Here is a 16,255-nt window from a genome sequence, read left to right as displayed (position 1 = left end):
GCATTCCCAACACCGAGAATATGGGCCTGGAAGGCATCGGACTGGAGATGACCAAGACCGGCGCCATCGCCGTCGACCAATATTCCCGCACCAATGTCGACAACATCTGGGCAATCGGCGACGTCACCAACCGCGTGCAGCTGACGCCGGTGGCGATCCATGAGGCGATGTGCTTCATCGAAACCGCCTTCAAGGGAAATCCGACCGCGCCCGATCACGAGACGATCGCGACCGCCGTCTTCTCACAGCCGGAGATCGGCACGGTCGGCCTGTCTGAGGACGATGCCATCAAACGCTTTTCCGACATCGAGATCTACCGCGCCACATTCCGGCCGATGCGGCACACCCTGTCCGGGCGCGACGAGAAGATGCTGATAAAGCTGGTGGTCGATGGCGCGTCGAAGAAAGTGCTTGGCGCCCACATATTGGGGCCGGACGCCGGCGAGATGGCGCAGCTGCTCGGCATCCCGCTGAAGGCCGGCCTGACCAAGGACGATTTCGACCGTACGATGGCCGTGCATCCGACAGCGGCGGAAGAACTGGTCACCATGTACAAGCCGACCTATCGCGTGAAGGACGGCGAGCGGGTCGATTGACGGCAAATCCTGGTTGAGGAACTCCGCCGCGGCAAGGTCATGCCACGGCGGAGATGGTTGCTACAGAAGCGTGCCGCGCAGGATCACCAGCGCCACCGAGAAATAGATCACCAGCCCGGTGACATCGACCAGCGTGGCAACGAACGGCGCCGATGCGCTGGCCGGGTCGAAGCCGATGCGCTTCAAGGCGAACGGCAGCATCGACCCCGACAGCGAACCGAAGGTGACGATGCCGACCAGTGCAGCACCCACCGTGGTGGCGATCAGCGGCCAGTGCGGGCCATAGTCGTAGAAGCCCATATACTGCCAGAGCGCGATGCGGCAGACGCCGACCACACCGAGCATGGCGCCCAGCACCAGGCCGGTGGGCAGCTCGCGCAGCGCCACCCGCCACCAGTCGCCAAGGCCGATCTCGCGCAAGGCCAGCGCGCGGATGACCAGCGAGGTCGCCTGCGAGCCGGAATTGCCGCCGGAGCTCATGATCAGCGGGATGAACAGCGTCAGCACGATCGCCTTCTCCAGCTCGCCCTCATAGCTCTGCATGGCGTTGGCCGTCAGCATCTCCGAGATGAACAGCGCGCACAGCCAGCCGCCGCGTTTCCTGATCATGGCGAGGAAGCTCATCTTCATGTACGGCTCGTCCAGCGCCTCCATGCCGCCGAAACGGTGCACATCCTCGGTCGTCTCCGCGATCATCGTGTCGATGATGTCGTCGATGGTGACGATGCCGAGGATCTTGCCATGGTCGACGACCGGAACGGCGAGCAGATCGTATTTGGAGATCGTCTGCGCCAGCGTTTCGCGATCGGTCAGCGGGCCGACCGTCACCGGAAGATGATCCGGCGCCACCGTCATGATCGAATCGTCCGGCTCACCGGTGATCAGCCGGCGCAGGCCCGTCGAGCGCACAAGCAGGTGCGTTTGCGGATCGACGATATAGATCGCATAGACGGTCTCGCGCGTCCGCTCCACCTTGCGGATGTAGTCGAGCGTTTGCCCGACGCTCCAGTCCGAGGGCACGCTGACGAACTCCGTCGTCATGATCGATGCGGCACTGCCTTCGGGATAGCCGAGGATGGAGAGCAGCGTTGCGCGCAGCGGCGGCGCAAGTCCGCCGAGCAGCTCGGAACGCGCCGGCTCGTCGAGCTCGCGCAAAATGTCGGCGGCACGGTCGACCGACATGGCGGTGAGCAGCTTGCCCGCCTTGGCGCGCGGCAGCGCCTCCATGAGTTCCGACGCGCCGTCGAGTTCCGGCTGATCGAAGATCTCGACCAGACGTTCGAACGTCACTTCACAGAGCAGTTCCGTCGCGGTCTCTCGAGGCTCCCTGTTCAGGGCCTCGACAATGTCGGCGACGTGATCGTTGGCTAGGATACGGGCAATCGCGACGGCCTCGTCGCTTGCCACCGTGGTAAATTCGTTCATGGCTCACTCCTTGCCGTCCGGCAGGACATGAACCATGTGAGGTCACGTCAGGGCGGACGGCTGTTGCGTTCGACTGTGACTGTCGCCAGGCATGGCGCGGTGACCTTTCTGCTTGCGGGTTCGCGTTTGATTGTCTGCAAGCGGGCGCAACATAGGAGCGCGCCTTGCCGTGTCAATCGCGGTGAGGAGGGAAAATGCCGACGAGCAGCCGAGATCGCGAGACTGTGATCACCGGCCGCCGTTCGACCAGGCAGACCAGGGCGGAATAACCGTTATTTCTGCTTCAGCCGGCGCGAGAAGCGCAGCCACTTGTCCTCGACCGGCCTTGGGGCCGGCCTTGGCTGCACCAGAATGGTGGTGAGTTCGGCGGGGAGGGTCGGAACCAGCGGCTTCTTGGTGGCGACGCCGTCGGCGATCGCGACGATGCTGTGATAGAACTCGCTGCCCGTCATCGATCTCGGCGCCACCGCCTCGTGCATGACGCTGATCACCGTGACATCGGGGCAGTTGTCCTTGATGGCCTGGTGGAAGGCGACCTTGCCATCGGGGTCGAGCGCGCCGGTCGCCTCGTCGAGGAACAGCAATCCCGGCTGCTGCAGCACGATGCGAGCCACCACCAGCTTCTGTTTCTGGCCGCCCGACAGCACCTGGTCCCAGCTTTTGCCTTCGCGGCTTTCGTCGGCCATGTGCTCGATGAAGTCGCCGAGCCCCGCCTTGTGCAGCGCCGACGCCACCTGCGCATCGCCATGGTCGTGCTCGGAGCCGGGCAGGCAGACCAACTGTTTCAGCGACACAGGCTGCAGCTTGACCTCCTGGGCGGCATAGAAACTCTTGACGCCCTCGGGGAAGACGATGGTGCCGCGGCCATAGGGCCACAGGCCGTTGATCGCCTTGATCAGCGAGGTCTTGCCGCAACCGGACTCGCCTTTCAGGAAAGTCCATTCGCCGCGCCGGAAGCGCAGATTGGCGGCGCTGAGAAAGGGCGTCGCGTCCTCGCCCTGATGCGCCAGTTCGAGCTTCTGGATGGTCAGGCCGAAAACCGGGTTCTGGCTGGCATAGTGGAAGTCGGAGCGGCCGGTCTGGCTGTAGAATTCCTGCGGATGCTGGACATTCTCGATCGCATTGGCCAGCTCGGTGACACGCTGGCTGTTGGCGCGCAACGTGGCGATGGCGGGCATGACGTGGATGAACCAGGAACACTGGCCGATCAGCGAATTGACCAGCTCGGAGCCGGTTATGTAGCCCTTGAGGTCGAGACCGTTGTGGATGAACGGCACCAGGCCCGGTCCGTAGGCGACAATGCGGGCACCGATGAAATTGTAGATCAGCTCGAACGACATATAGACGGTGTTGACGATGTTCAGCCGCGTCCAGGTGCCGTCGATGTCGACATAAAGCCGGCCATGCATGGTCCTTTGCACGCCTTCGCCCTGAGACGCCGCGACGTGGAAGGACCGCCGCAGGAATGTCGTCAGCTCGCCGCGATAGCTGCCCTCGGCCTGCTGCATCCTGACGTTGAGGCGCTCGAGCAGGCCGCCGAGCTTGACCGCGATCCAAGTGTTCAGCGGCACGTAGGTGGCGACGGCCAGGAAGGCGAGGATGGCGCTGCCATAGCTGCCGAGAAATTCCAGCCCCTTCACCTCGACGGAGTTTTCGAGCAGCTTCTGGCCGACGAAATAGAGCGATGTGGCAACGCCAAGCACGCCCATGGCGAGCCCGATGGCGCCACCGGTCATGTCCTTGATGGATTCCTGGACGCGCTGGTCGATGTTGTCGGGGGCCGGTGCGCCGCTGCCGGTCGACGCGTGCTGGGCATGGAAATGCGTATGATTGCCGTCCAGCAGCGCTTCATTGAAGCGGCTGTCCAGCCAACCGCGCCATTTGCGGTGCAACGTCGCCGAGACAAGGTTGCGGATGCCGGTGAAGCCAGCGTCCTTGAGTACGACCAGCAGCACGAGGACGCCGGCATTGACCAAAAGCGAGCGAAGCGGCGTGGTGTTGGCGGCGTCATGGAAGAAGGCGATGGAATTGACCAGTTCGCCCGAGGCTTCGGCGAACCAGACACCGGCCTTGCTGGACAACGCCGTGAGCAGCGCGATCACCAGCGTCAGCGTCCAGGCTTCCTTCCAGCGGTCGGAAACCCAGTAGGCCCGCATCAGGCCCCAGAAGCTGCGCATCGACGACACCGGCGTCAGAAGCGATCGCCCTGCGGCATCGCGAGGTGTTTTTTCCGGTACTGACTCTTGCGATGGTCTACCGACCCGAATCACTATCCCGCCCAAACCTTTTTTCTTTTGTTACGGATGGTAACACCAATTGATCATTTTCCATTAATTTAAAACCGGGCCGACCGGATTGCCCCGGCAGCCGTTGCCGTGAGGCAACAGATTACATGCTGAAATATAGCGACAACCGTTGGCAAAAAGCCAGATATTGCTTTTAATTTCAATCGCTTGATCTATCGAGTCGTGACGCTTGTGCGGCTTCCCTTAGGGAAGGCTTTCACACGGTTTCGTGAACTCGAAATCGTGTCGAGCGATCGGTTTTCTCACTGCGGACGGCCCAGAGAGCTCGAAAATCTGCGGCTCGTGACTCGCCAGGAATGCCGTGGTCGTCCCTGCCGGGGGCAGGAATTGACGAGAGAATCGATCGAGCGGCGCGTTCCGTTTGTCGGGTCAGACAAGGGACTGCGTTTGACAATTCATCCGCTTGGAATTGAACCTTGCCCGGCATCGTCGACACTCATGCATGTCCGGTTCTCCAACAAGGAAGCTCCCAAGGCTTGCACGCGCGGCCGCAATCCTGTCCCTCTTTGCCTTTGTACCTTTGGCGCATGCCGGCGAGCAAAGCATTCCGGCCAGCGCCGAGGGCCAGATCGAGTTCAACATCGGCTGCATCTACACGCCCAAAGGCGGCACCGGCACCTATGAGCCGAGGGATGGCGGCCCGGAACTGAGCTGCTCGCGCGTCGAGCCGAGCTACCTTACGATTATCCTGGGTCCGAAGGGGCCAGCAACGCTGATCAAAAACCCAGGCGAGCAGGGCTGCTGCAGCGATGTCGACAAGCTTGGCTACGGCAACAGCTGGAGCGCCGGGCCGTTCTCGTGCCAGTCGTCAACCAAGGGACTGACCTGCACGGCCACGAACGGCCATGGATTTTCATCAGCAAGGCCAAAGCGACGGTGAAGTAACGTTTGCTGCCGTCGCGGTGAGGAGAGGGCGGTCGGCTCAGCCGGCCTTTTCCAGTTCGCCTCGCGCCTTGGCAGCCGCCACCTGGCGAATGGCATCGGCCAGCGTATCGGCATCCTGCGCGCCCATGACGGCGTATTTGTCCTCGAGCAGGAAGCACGGCACACCAGAAATGCCCATGCGCGACGCGGTGGCGATCTCGGTGCGCACCGCCTCGACATCGGCCTCGGTCGGCAAAAGCGAGGCGACCACGGACGCATCCATGCCAGCCTCGCGCGCGGCTTCGACCAGCACGGCATGGTCGCCGATGTCAGCGCCTTCCTCGAAATTCAGCTGGAACAGCCGCCGTACAAGCCTGTTCTGAATGGCTTCGCCGGCGGCCCCTGCCCAGCGGATCAGCCGGTGCGCATCCAGCGTATTCGGCGCCACCTTGATGGCGTCGAAGGCAAAGGAAATGTCTTCCGCTTCGCCCAGCGGCTCGATGCGGTCGTGAATTTCGCGGATGCGCTCGTCGCTGCCGAATTTTGCCAGCATGTATTCGCGGCGGTCCTTGCCTTCGGGCGGAATGGTCGGATCGAGCTGGAACGGCCGCCAGCGGACATGCACGTCGACATCGCCGACGGCGGCGATTGCCCTGTCGAGCCGCTTCTGGCCGATGAAGCACCAGGGGCAGACGACATCGGAAACCACATCGACGGTGATGGCGTTCAATTCGCTCATCTCGATCTCCTGATCCCTCAGTTGGGTTTGCGCCACCATGTTGGCAGTTGATACCCGAATATGGGCGTCTTTTGCGGATGTTCCAGGTAGTTCCAGTAGGCGATCCATTGCTGCGTGTTGTACTGCATCGGCACCATGTAGTTGCCGGAGATCAGCAGCCGGTCGAGAACGCGAACGGCGGCAACATAATCCTCCTTGGAGCGGGCGCGCAGCATCGCCTCGATTGCCGCGTCCACAGCCGGATCGGCGACGCCGGCGAGATTGAACGAGCCTTCCGTCCGGGCGGCAGTCGAACTCCAGCGCCCGCTCTGCTCGATGCCGGGTGACAACGAATTGTTGAAGCCGCTCGATCCGACCAAGACCTCGAAATCGAAGCGCTGCTTGCGCGACTGGATCTGATCGCCGTCGAGGCTGCGAATGGTGAGATTGATGCCGATCTTCTCCAGCGTGCGCTGATAGATGCCGGCAAGGCGCTCCTCGTCCTGCGAAGCGGTCAGGATCTCAAAGCCGAAGGGTTTGCCTTCGGGATCAAGCATCGTTCCATTCTGCACGTGGTAGCCGACACTTTTCAAAAGATCGAAAGCTGCCTTCACGACGCGCCGATCCTGGCCCGATCCGTCGGTCACCGGCGGCCGCCATGTGCCGTCCATGACATCGGCCGGCACGCGGCCGGGGTAGGGCGCCAGAAGCGCTTTCTCCCTGTCGTCGGCCGGATGGCCGAGCGCGGAAAGCTCGGAATTCTGCCAGTAACTCATCGTGCGCGTGTATTTGCCGCCGAACAGGTTCTTGTTGGCCCATTCGAAGTCGTAGAGCATGCCGAGCGCGCGCCGCACGACCGGGTTGGCGAATTTCGGCAACCGCGTGTTGAACAGGAAACCGGTCACCACCGGCGGAATGCCGGTGTCGAAGGTTTCGGCGATCACGTCGCCCTTGTGGAAGGCCGGAAAATCGAGATCGCGCTCGCGCTTCACCGGATCGCTGTCGTCATCGATGGCGCAGAGGCCTTTCTTGAACGCTTCGAGCTTGGCGTTGGCGTTGAGGAAATACTCGATGGTGATCTGGTCGTAATTGTCGAAACCGCGCTTGGCGGGGACATCCTTGCCCCAATAGTCCGGGTTGCGCTTGAAGACGATGCGCTGGCCTGGCTGCACCTGCGCGATCGTATACGGACCGCTGCCGATCACCGGCTTGAGCGTCGTCCTGTCGAAGGTCTCCTTGTCAAAGGCGTGCTTCGGGATGATCGGGGTCAGCGCGATGATCAGCGGGAATTCGCGATCGGCCTTGTCGTTGAAGGTGAAGCGCACGCTGTGGTCGCCGGTCTTTTCGAGCTTGGCGACCCTGGCCATGCGGTCGCTGTAAGGCGGGCGGCCTTTGTCGGTGTAGACATCATAACTGAACAGCACGTCCTCCGGCGTCACCGGCTGACCGTCCGACCATTTGGCCTTCGGATTGAGATGGAACTCGATGCTCTTGCGCTCCGGATCCATGTCGGCGCTGTCGGCCAACAAACCGTAGAGCGTGAAAGCCTCGTCGGCATTGCGCTGCATCAACGGCTCGAAGACCAGATTGCCGAAGATCGTATCCATCATGCCGCGCGCCGTGGTGCGCAGGCTCTTGAGGATGAAAGGGTTGAGATTGTCGAAGCTGCCGACGACGCAATAGGTGATCGAGCCACCCTTCGGCGCGTCGGGATTGACGTAGTTGAAATGCGTATAGTCGGGCGGCAGCGCCGGCTCGCCCTGCATGGCGATGGCGTGCTTCGGCTCCGAGGCGGCCGGCTGATGCGAAAGGGCGAGAAACGATATCGCGGTGATCAGCCAAACAAGAACGCGGCCCATGACCGTCTCCTTACTGGGCGGCTTGATGATTCGGACTGCACCCTAGCATGGCGCCACCGCGCTCCGGCCAGATACATCAGCCCAAATCGCACGGCCCAAATCGCACGGCCAAGAATCGCAGGCGCCGGGCTGGATTCGGCCTCGCTTGCAGTGTAACACGCCCTCCGAAGTCATTCTGTTGCCTCATTTCGGCAACAGGTAGCTGGACCACACGGCACGAAGAAGCCGGTCCCGGGATCATTTGAGAGGAAGTGCACGACATGACGAGCCTGAACAGCAACGCGTACCGCCTGTCGGTCATGGCCGCTGGCGTGGTCGGCTTTCTCGGCGCAGGGCTTCCCGCCGCTTCCGCACAGCAGCAGCAGCAGCAGATTCCGCAAGGCTGGTTCAAGGCCTGCACCAAGCAGGAAGACGTCGACATCTGCAACGTCCAGAACATCACCACTGCCGGCAATGGCCAGCTGGTCACCGGCGTCAGCCTGATCGAGCTCAAGGGCAAGGTGAACCGCAAGGTGTTCCAGGTGACGGTTCCGACCGGCCGTCTGGTGCCTCCCGGCATCGGCCTGCAGATCGACACCGGCAAGGCGCAGAAGCTCGACTATGTGATCTGCTTCCCGGATCGTTGCGTGGCCGAAGTGCCGCTGACCGATCAGCTCGTCGCGGCATTCAAGAAAGGCCAGGCGATCACGCTGACTTCCGTCAATTTCCAGAACCAGCCCAATCCGATCAAGATCGCCCTGCAGGGCTTCAGCGGCGCCTATGACGGCCCGGCGCTGCAGCAGTCGGACATCGAGGACAGGCAGAAGAAGCTTCAGGACTTCGTCGCCAAGAACAACCAGGATTTCGCCAAGAAGCTCAAGGAAGAGCAGGACAAGGCGAAGACCGCCAACTGATCGGCCGATATCGCCGAGCCAACAAAAAAGCGGGGTTCATGCCCCGCTTTTTTTGTGATTGTCTTCCAGCAGGCTAATGCGTGGACTGCCGTTTCGGCTGGTAGCCGCCGTCCGGCCTCTTGTCGAACATCTCTTTGATCTGCGGATGCCGGACCGGCTCACCCGACTGATCCTCAAGCAGATTCTGCTCGGAGACGTAGGCGATGTATTCGGTCTCCGAATTCTCGGCGAGCAGATGATAGAAAGGCTGATCCTTGCGCGGCCGCACGTCGGCGGGGATGGCTTCGTACCATTCGTCGGTGTTGGCGAATTGCGGATCGACATCGAAAATGATGCCCCTGAATGGAAACAGCCGGTGGCGAACCACCTGTCCGATTGCGAATTTGGCTGTTTTCATCGTACTCACCACTGAATTCCTTGAGCTTATTTGGCGCAGACCGCGCATCAATTCAATCCCGAGGCGCTTGACGCCCTATTAAGCAACGGGCTAGCCCGGCGCCAGGGTTTCGGACCAGCATAAAAATGTCTGACGTCATCGGTCTTGTTCTTCCGTTCTTCGGCTTGATTTTTGTCGGGTTTCTGGTGGCGCGCATCACCAGGCAGCCGCTGGACGCGCTCGGCTGGATGAACACGTTCATCGTCTATGTCGCGCTGCCGGCACTTTTCTTCCAGCTGCTTGCCAAGACGCCGTTTGAAGACCTGACGGAATGGCGCTTCATCTTCGGCTCGGTCGTCTCGACCTTCATGATATTTTCCTTGATGTTCATGGGGTCGGTCCTGACCTCGCGCGGCGAGATAGCGCAATCGACCATCAAGGCGCTCGCGGCCGCCTATGGCAATATCGGCTATATGGGACCGGGCCTGGCATTGCTGGCCTTCGGCGAGGAGGCGGCTGTGCCGGTCGCCTTGATCTTCTGTTTCGAGAACATCATGCATTTCGCCATCGCGCCCATGATGATGGCGCTGTCTGGCGACGAGAAGACCACTCCTCTCCGGCTTGCGCTCGGCGTCGTGCGCAAGATCGTGCTGCATCCGTTCATCATCGCAACCACCCTGGGTGTCGGCGCCGCCTATATCGGCTTTCGACCGCCCGTGCCGGTGGAGCGATTTCTAGAATATCTTTCCCGTGCGGCCGCACCTTGCGCGCTGTTTGCCATGGGCGTCACGCTGGCGCTCAGGCCGCTCAATCGCGTCCCGCATGAGATGGTTCCGATCGCCGCGCTGAAGCTGATCCTGCACCCGTTGCTCTGTTATGTCGTGCTGAGCTGGATCGGCAATTTCTCTGAGACATGGGTCTTCTCGGCGGTGCTTCTGGCCGCATTGCCGACCGCCACGAACGTCTTCGTCATCGCCCAGCAGTATGGCGTCTGGGTACAGCGAGCGTCGGCCAGTGTGCTGATCACTACCTGCCTGTCGGTCGTGACCGTTACCGGGCTGCTCTACCTGATCCGGCACAATATCCTAGCGCCGGACCTGTTTCCCTAACCCGCCGGCAAGCGCGGCAAAACCGCTGCCGGGACGAAGCCCCTCGCGCATGAAAAAAGCCCGAAGCGGCGCGAAGCCTCCGAGCACGCCGAGCCCGGCAACGCGGGCCATCTGCGCCGGCAGCATGTCGGAAAGCAGCGACATGTTGAGCAGGTTGACCGCGCTGCTGCGCGCCAGAATGTCGGGGCGGCGCTTGAAATCGTAGGCTGCAAGCGCCTTGGCTGCGCCCGGATCGGATAGATTTTCACAAGCGATTCCAATTAGATCGTCGACGTCTCTGATGCCGAGGTTGAGGCCTTGCGCACCGATCGGCGGAAACACATGGGCGGCTTCGCCGACCAGCGCCACCCGATCCCTTGCGAAACGCAGCGGCGTCACCGCCGATAGCGGGTAGATCTGCCGGCCCGGCTCGACAGCCACCCGGCCCAGCATCGACTGCATCTGCTGTTCGACCCGCTGAGAAAGTGTCGCATCGTCCAGCGCGGCGAGCTCGGTCGCGGTCTCGGGCTTGACCACCCAGACCAGGCTGGAGCGATTGCCGGGCAGCGGGACCTGCGTGAACGGACCGGTCTCGGTGTGGAATTCGGTCGAGGTGAAGGCGTGGTCGCCGCTATGGCCGAAATTGAGGACGAGAGCTGCCTGCGGATAGGAGCGGGCCGAAGTCGAGATGCCGGCTGCCTGGCGCGCCGGTGACAACCGCCCATCGGCGGCGACCGCCAGCGCTGCGTCGACCGTGCTGCCGTCGGCGAGGCCGGCACGGACGTGCTCGGCATCGAGATGCCAGTTCGCCACCATCGACCTCAGCCAGTCGATGCCGGGATGCGCAGCAACGGCGCCGGCGAGTGCCGGGGTGAGGACGCTGTTGGGAAGGTTCAGCCCGAATTCATCCTCGTCGATCTCGCTGGCACGGAAGGTGACGACCGGGCTGCGGATCAGCCGGCTGGTGGCGTCGACGATGCGCATCACTTTCAGAGGCGCCGCCTTGGATATGACGGCTTCGAGCACGCCGAGCCGGTCGAGCACTTTCAAGGCAGGGTTCATCAGGGCCGTCGTGCGACCATCGGGGGCGGTGGCCTCCGGCCCGACCAGTGTCACCGGGAAACCTTCGGCGGCAAAACCCAGTGCCGCGATCAGCCCTGCCGGCCCCGTGCCGGCAACCAGTATCCGCGCAGTTTGCTGATGCTCCAAGATCGGCTTCCGGCTTGCAATGCGAGGCGGTCCACCCGACCTGCCGTTCGATCAGCATATAGGTCAGATCATGCCGCTTGATCAACGCGGCGATTCGGCCCATTCGGATGTCATGACCGGCCAGCAGGACGACTTCAGCCATCTCGACCGCGCCGGCCGCGCCATGGCCGGCATCGCGCGCAATCCCCGGGTCACGGTAAACGTCGTTGTCGGCGCTTGCATCCTGCTTGCATGGCTGTCTCTTGCGGCGATGGCAATCCGCGGGGCTGAAACAGGGATTGCGGGCGTCGGCGCCCCTGGCGACACGATCCTTCGCAGCCTGCCGCAACTGCCGCTGCCCTATTTCCTGGAACGGTTCTTTGTGCTGTGCCTCTCACCGGTGCCTTTGGACGCAGGTCTCGGCTTGCAGGCCGGCGCGCTCGTTTCGATGTGGTTCCTGATGGCGATCGCGACGATGCTGCCTTCGGCGGCGCCGATGATACGCACCTATTGCGAGATCGCTGACACGGCACGCATCAAGGGCGAACCGGTCGTTCACCCGCTGCTGCTGGTCGCCGGCTATCTCAGCGTCTGGCTCGCCGCTTCAATTGCGTTCGCGGCGCTGACCTTGGCCGTCCATGCATTCGCTTCGTCAGCCGGGATGCTCGATCCGGTCGTCGGCATTGCCGGTGCGCTCGCTCTGCTGATTGCCGGCCTCTACCAGTTCAGCGGCTTGAAGGAAGCTTGCCTGAAGAAATGCAGGAACCCGTTCTCGATCCTTTTCGCGAGCTGGAGCGCAAGGCCCCTTAACATCTTTCGGCTCGGTGCCGCGCAAGGTCTGTGGTGTCTGGGCTGCTGCTGGGCCTTGATGCTGGTGATGTTCGCCGTTGGCGTCATGAACGTTTTCTGGATGGCGTTGATCGGCCTGTTCACCCTGATCGAAAAACAAACGGCCAGCAGGGTTCCAACCCGGCTGGCCGGTGCGATACTGCTTGTCTGGGCAGCCGCGCTGCTAGTAGTCTCGCTGTGAGTGGGGGAAAATCGATGGCAGACCAGAGCTGGGCGATGAAGGGAGAGCTCGTACTCTCCTGCAATTGCACGGTTTTTTGCCCTTGCGTGCTCTCGCTTGGCAATCATCCGCCGACCGAAGGCTATTGCCAGACATGGGCCGGGTTTCGCATCGATGCCGGCCATTTCGGTGAGGTCGATCTGTCCGGGCTCAATCTTGGGCTGATCATGGAAATCCCAGGCTATATGAGCCGCGGCAACTGGACCGCGGGCCTGTTCATCGACAGCCGCGCCTCTGTCTATGCGGTCAAGGCGCTGACAAAGATCTTCACGGGCAAGGCAGGTGGAACCACATCGCTGCTCTCAATCCTCGTCGGCAAATTCCTCGGTGTCGAGCAGGTGCCGATCACCTATGAGACGCGTGACAAAACGCGTATCTTCCAGATACCCAGGATTATCGACGGAGCGGTCACACCCATCCAAGGCAAGGACCGTGACAAGGATACGGTGATCAGCAATTCGGAATACTGGATCGCGCCCGAGATCATCGTGGCCAGGTCCGACAAGAGCAAGATGCGGGCTTTTGGCCGCAACTGGAATTTCGCCGGCCGTTCGGCCGAAATCTGCAAGCTGGATTGGCGGGGCCCGTGAGCAAGAACACAACGGCCAGGAATTTGGCAGCACGAAAAGCCGCCAAAAAGATCACGGACCGGATTCCGCGCCCGAAGAAGAAGGTCACCTGGCCGCAGGCGAGGGCGTTCTCCGTCCACCTTTTGACCGCCTCGGGGTCGTTCCTGGCCTTCCTGTCGCTCGTGGCGGCAAGTGAAGAGCGCTGGACCGCAATGTTCTGGTGGCTCGGGCTGGCCCTGTTCGTCGACGGCATCGATGGGCCGATCGCCAGAAAACTCGAGGTCAAGGAGATCCTGCCGACATGGTCGGGCGAACTGCTCGACAACATCATCGACTACGTGACCTACGTGCTGATCCCGGCCTTCGCGCTCTATCAGCGCGGCTTCATGGGCGAGGGCCTGTCATTCCTGTCGGCGGCGATCATCGTCGTTTCCAGCGCCATCTACTATGCCGACACCGGCATGAAGACGAAGGAGAATTTCTTCAAGGGATTCCCGGTGGTCTGGAACATGGTGGTGTTCACCCTGTTCGTCATCGAGCCCGGACAATGGGTTTCGTTCGCGGTGGTGGTGGTGGCCGGCGTCCTGACTTTCGTGCCGATCAACTTCATCCACCCGGTGCGGGTGGTGCGGCTGCGGCGCATCAACCTTGGGATGACCCTGTTGTGGTGCGCTTTCGGCGCGCTTGCCCTGGCCCAAGCGGCGCTCGCCGCCTTCTACGATCAGATCGGCGTGCTGGGCGAGCAGGTCAGCACCTTCACCAAGATCGGCATCACCATCACCGGGCTTTATCTTGCCTGCATCGGTGGCATCATGCAGTTCTTTCCCAATCTCGGTGGCAAAAAGGCCTGATCGGCCACTCCCACAGGGAGCCTGGCCCCACAAGCCTAGCCCACAGGAAGCCTAGCAATGTCCAAAGCGATCCGCATTCATGCCAATGGCGGCCCGGAAGTTCTGACCTATGAGGACACTGATCCCGGCCAGCCGGGATCCGGGCAGATCCTGGTCCGGCACACCGCGATCGGCCTCAATTTCATCGATGTCTACCATCGCTCCGGTCTCTATCCGCCACCCGGCGGCTTCCCGCTCGTGCCAGGCAGCGAAGCCGCCGGCGTGGTGCTGGAGGTCGGCCATGGCGTCGACTGGCTGAATCCGGGCGATCGCATCGCCTATGCCGTGACGACGGGGGCTTACGCGCAAGAACGCGTCATCGATGCCAGCCGCGTGGTCAAGGTTCCGGATGGCATCAGCGACGAACAGGCCGCAGCGATGATGCTGAAGGGCATGACCGCGGAATATCTGCTGCGGCGGACGTTCAAGGTGAAGGCCGGCGACACGATCCTGTTCCATGCCGCTGCAGGCGGCGTCGGCCTGATCCTCGGCCAATGGGCAAAACATCTCGGCGCCACCGTCATCGGCACCGCCAGCTCGTCCGACAAGATCGAGCTCGCCAGGGCGCATGGTTTCGATCACGTCATCAACTACAAGGAACAAGATTTCGTCGCCGGCGTCGCCGCCATCACCGGCGGCAAAAAATGCGATGTCGTCTACGATTCGGTCGGCAACGACACGTTTCCGGCTTCGCTCGACTGCCTGCGGCCGCTCGGCATGTTCGTCAGCTTTGGCCAGTCCTCGGGACCTATACCGCCGTTCAGCATGTCGTTGCTGGCACAGAAGGGCTCGTTGTTCGCAACAAGGCCGACACTGTTCGTCTACAACGCAAAACGCGAGGACCTCGACGCTTCTGCTGCCGCCCTGTTCGAGGTCGTGCTCAGCGGCGCGGTCGAGATCCAGATCAACCAGCGCTACGCGCTGAAGGACGCCGGCAAGGCGCATTCCGACCTCGAGGGCCGCAGGACCACAGGGACGACCATTCTCATCCCTTAGTTCGTTCTGCCTTGCTATCCCTTGAATTTCCGCTGAAATTCTTGAAGCTCTTTCAAGACGTGTGCCGCTTTCCGATGAGAGCCGGCCGCGCCTACCATGCCTGCGGGAACACAGAACATGTCTGGCTAACCAGATGGGAGGCACTGTGAGTGCAAATCAGGACGGCACGAACCTGCTTGAGGTGCGTGGCCTCACCAAGATATTCGGCACGCTGACGGCGTGCGATCATATCGATCTCGACATCGCCAGGGGTGAGATCCACGCCTTGCTCGGCGAAAACGGCGCCGGCAAGTCGACGCTGGTCAAGATGCTGTTCGGCTCGCTGGAGCCCAATGCCGGCGAGATCTTCTGGAACGGTCAGGCCGTCAGGATTTCCAGCCCGGGCGTCGCGAAAAAGCTCGGCATCGGCATGGTGTTCCAGCATTTTTCGCTGTTCGAGGCGCTGACCGCGGCCGAAAACATCGCGCTGTCGCTGGATGACGGCTCACCGATCAGCAGCATCGCTGCGAAGGCGAGGGCGCTTTCCTTCAGTTATGGCCTGCCGCTCGACCCTGAATCGCTGGTCGGCGACCTGTCGGTGGGCGAGCGCCAGCGCATCGAAATCATCCGCTGCCTGCTGCAGACGCCGCAGCTCATCATCCTGGACGAACCGACCTCGGTGTTGACGCCGCAGGAAGCCGACAAGCTGTTCGAGACGCTGGAGCGCCTGCGCTCGGAAGGCAAATCCATCCTCTACATCTCGCACCGGCTCGAAGAGGTCAAACGCATCTGCGACCGCGCCACCGTGCTGCGCCACGGCAAGGTGGTCGGCCATTGCAATCCGCGTGAGGAAACAGCCTCTTCGCTGGCGCGAATGATGGTCGGCAACGAGGTGCAGGCCGTGGTGCGCGCGCCGGTCGAGGGCATCGACAAGGCGCAGCCGCTGCTCGAAATCCGCAATCTCAGCCGCCAACCGGCAACGCCGTTCTCGATCCCGCTCAGGGGCATCAACCTGAACGTCCGCGCCGGGGAGGTGATCGGCATCGCCGGCGTCGCCGGCAATGGTCAGGGCGAGTTCTTCGAATCCGTTTCAGGCGAAGTGCTGCAGCAGGATGCCGCCTCGGTGCGCATTCGCGGCAAGGATTCGGGAAGCCTCACCATCACCGGACGGCGCCTGCTGGGCGCTGCTTTCGTGCCGGAGGAGCGCCTCGGCCACGGTGCCGCACCGCGCATGAAGCTTTCCGAAAACCTGCTGCTGTCGCGCCATGCCACCGACGGCAAGGCGTTCGTCGGTTCCGGCGGAATGGTCAAGAGCGCCGCCATCCAGGCCGCGTCCCAACGCATCATCGAGGCGATGGACGTGCGCAAGAGCGCGCCGGATCCGGAGGCCGCGGCTCTTTCGGGCGGCAATCTGCAGAAATTCATCGTCGGCCGCGAAC

The 16,255-nt window shown here is 62.2% G+C and carries 15 protein-coding genes; 9 read left to right on the top strand and 6 right to left on the bottom strand.

From position 1 onward, the window contains the following. Positions 1 to 596 (top strand): FAD-dependent oxidoreductase (locus EN991_RS04520; protein WP_164768864.1); only part of this gene is annotated, 596 nt, incomplete at its 5' end. Between the two features lie 60 nt (positions 597 to 656). On the opposite strand, the gene mgtE is transcribed toward EN991_RS04520, so the two are convergent. Next, positions 657 to 2,021, bottom strand: a complete 1,365-nt coding sequence (mgtE, locus tag EN991_RS04515) for a magnesium transporter (protein WP_064993196.1) — start codon at positions 2,019 to 2,021, stop codon at positions 657 to 659. Positions 2,022 to 2,293: 272 nt separating this feature from the next. Continuing rightward, a complete protein-coding gene (locus EN991_RS04510) occupies positions 2,294 to 4,198 on the bottom strand; it encodes an ABC transporter ATP-binding protein/permease (RefSeq protein ID WP_164753936.1) in 1,905 nt (634 codons plus the stop codon). Between the two features lie 571 nt (positions 4,199 to 4,769). Between EN991_RS04510 and EN991_RS04505 the strand changes: the two genes are divergently transcribed. Next, on the top strand, positions 4,770 to 5,207 hold the full coding sequence (locus EN991_RS04505; protein ID WP_127368246.1) for a hypothetical protein: 438 nt from the start codon (positions 4,770 to 4,772) through the stop codon (positions 5,205 to 5,207). Between the two features lie 42 nt (positions 5,208 to 5,249). Here EN991_RS04505 and EN991_RS04500 read toward each other — a convergent pair whose 3' ends face one another. Both EN991_RS04500 and EN991_RS04495 read right to left on the bottom strand, forming a co-directional pair. Then, positions 5,250 to 5,930, bottom strand: coding sequence for a DsbA family protein (locus EN991_RS04500; RefSeq protein ID WP_127368245.1), 681 nt, complete (start codon positions 5,928 to 5,930; stop codon positions 5,250 to 5,252). 17 nt (positions 5,931 to 5,947) lie between these two features. Further along, positions 5,948 to 7,768 (bottom strand): extracellular solute-binding protein, encoded by a 1,821-nt coding sequence (locus EN991_RS04495; protein ID WP_127368244.1) that lies wholly within the window; start codon positions 7,766 to 7,768, stop codon positions 5,948 to 5,950. A 260-nt stretch (positions 7,769 to 8,028) separates the two neighbouring features. Here EN991_RS04495 and EN991_RS04490 point away from each other — a divergent pair, with 260 nt between their 5' ends. Further along, positions 8,029 to 8,661 carry an invasion associated locus B family protein gene (locus EN991_RS04490; protein WP_127368243.1) on the top strand — a complete coding sequence of 211 codons (633 nt, stop codon included), beginning with the start codon at positions 8,029 to 8,031 and terminating at the stop codon, positions 8,659 to 8,661. Positions 8,662 to 8,734: 73 nt separating this feature from the next. On the opposite strand, the gene hspQ is transcribed toward EN991_RS04490, so the two are convergent. After that, positions 8,735 to 9,058 carry a heat shock protein HspQ gene (hspQ, locus tag EN991_RS04485; protein WP_027161605.1) on the bottom strand — a complete coding sequence of 108 codons (324 nt, stop codon included), beginning with the start codon at positions 9,056 to 9,058 and terminating at the stop codon, positions 8,735 to 8,737. A 125-nt stretch (positions 9,059 to 9,183) separates the two neighbouring features. Here hspQ and EN991_RS04480 point away from each other — a divergent pair, with 125 nt between their 5' ends. After that, positions 9,184 to 10,146, top strand: coding sequence for an AEC family transporter (locus tag EN991_RS04480; RefSeq protein WP_127368242.1), 963 nt, complete (start codon positions 9,184 to 9,186; stop codon positions 10,144 to 10,146). On the opposite strand, the gene EN991_RS04475 is transcribed toward EN991_RS04480, so the two are convergent. Continuing rightward, positions 10,123 to 11,334 carry a UbiH/UbiF family hydroxylase gene (locus EN991_RS04475; protein WP_127368241.1) on the bottom strand — a complete coding sequence of 404 codons (1,212 nt, stop codon included), beginning with the start codon at positions 11,332 to 11,334 and terminating at the stop codon, positions 10,123 to 10,125. The genes EN991_RS04480 and EN991_RS04475 overlap by 24 nt on opposite strands. Before the next feature lie 70 nt (positions 11,335 to 11,404). Here EN991_RS04475 and EN991_RS04470 point away from each other — a divergent pair, with 70 nt between their 5' ends. The 5 genes from EN991_RS04470 to EN991_RS04450 form a co-directional block, all read left to right on the top strand. Then, positions 11,405 to 12,343: a DUF2182 domain-containing protein gene (locus EN991_RS04470; RefSeq protein ID WP_127368240.1), complete on the top strand. Its 939-nt coding sequence runs from the start codon at positions 11,405 to 11,407 to the stop codon at positions 12,341 to 12,343. 14 nt (positions 12,344 to 12,357) lie between these two features. Then, on the top strand, positions 12,358 to 12,972 hold the full coding sequence (locus tag EN991_RS04465) for a DUF1326 domain-containing protein (RefSeq protein WP_013531653.1): 615 nt from the start codon (positions 12,358 to 12,360) through the stop codon (positions 12,970 to 12,972). 23 nt (positions 12,973 to 12,995) lie between these two features. Beyond that, a complete protein-coding gene (pcsA, locus tag EN991_RS04460; RefSeq protein WP_164753758.1) occupies positions 12,996 to 13,802 on the top strand; it encodes a phosphatidylcholine synthase in 807 nt (268 codons plus the stop codon). A 57-nt stretch (positions 13,803 to 13,859) separates the two neighbouring features. Beyond that, the gene (locus EN991_RS04455; protein ID WP_127368238.1) at positions 13,860 to 14,837 is read left to right on the top strand and encodes a quinone oxidoreductase; all 978 of its coding nucleotides are present in this window, start codon (positions 13,860 to 13,862) and stop codon (positions 14,835 to 14,837) included. A gap of 133 nt (positions 14,838 to 14,970) precedes the next feature. Further along, the coding region (locus EN991_RS04450) for an ABC transporter ATP-binding protein (protein ID WP_164768862.1) at positions 14,971 to 16,255 on the top strand (1,285 nt) is incomplete at its 3' end.

The organism is Mesorhizobium sp. M7A.F.Ca.US.005.03.2.1 (assembly GCF_003997795.1).
Taxonomy (GTDB): Bacteria; Pseudomonadota; Alphaproteobacteria; order Rhizobiales; family Rhizobiaceae; genus Mesorhizobium; species Mesorhizobium ciceri.
This window is presented reverse-complemented; position numbering and strand designations above follow the sequence as displayed.

Excerpts from the sequence above, each read along its gene's own strand:
- EN991_RS04465 (WP_013531653.1), top strand. The coding sequence starts at position 12,358 with ATGGCAGACCAGAGCTGGGCGATGAAGGGAGAGCTCGTACTCTCCTGC.
- EN991_RS04505 (WP_127368246.1), top strand. The coding sequence starts at position 4,770 with ATGTCCGGTTCTCCAACAAGGAAGCTCCCAAGGCTTGCACGCGCGGCC.
- mgtE (WP_064993196.1), bottom strand. The coding sequence starts at position 2,021 with ATGAACGAATTTACCACGGTGGCAAGCGACGAGGCCGTCGCGATTGCC.
- EN991_RS04510 (WP_164753936.1), bottom strand. The coding sequence starts at position 4,198 with ATGCGCAGCTTCTGGGGCCTGATGCGGGCCTACTGGGTTTCCGACCGC.
- EN991_RS04495 (WP_127368244.1), bottom strand. The coding sequence starts at position 7,768 with ATGGGCCGCGTTCTTGTTTGGCTGATCACCGCGATATCGTTTCTCGCC.
- EN991_RS04480 (WP_127368242.1), top strand. The coding sequence starts at position 9,184 with ATGTCTGACGTCATCGGTCTTGTTCTTCCGTTCTTCGGCTTGATTTTT.
- EN991_RS04455 (WP_127368238.1), top strand. The coding sequence starts at position 13,860 with ATGTCCAAAGCGATCCGCATTCATGCCAATGGCGGCCCGGAAGTTCTG.
- EN991_RS04490 (WP_127368243.1), top strand. The coding sequence starts at position 8,029 with ATGACGAGCCTGAACAGCAACGCGTACCGCCTGTCGGTCATGGCCGCT.
- EN991_RS04500 (WP_127368245.1), bottom strand. The coding sequence starts at position 5,930 with ATGAGCGAATTGAACGCCATCACCGTCGATGTGGTTTCCGATGTCGTC.
- EN991_RS04470 (WP_127368240.1), top strand. The coding sequence starts at position 11,405 with ATGCCGCTTGATCAACGCGGCGATTCGGCCCATTCGGATGTCATGACC.
- hspQ (WP_027161605.1), bottom strand. The coding sequence starts at position 9,058 with ATGAAAACAGCCAAATTCGCAATCGGACAGGTGGTTCGCCACCGGCTG.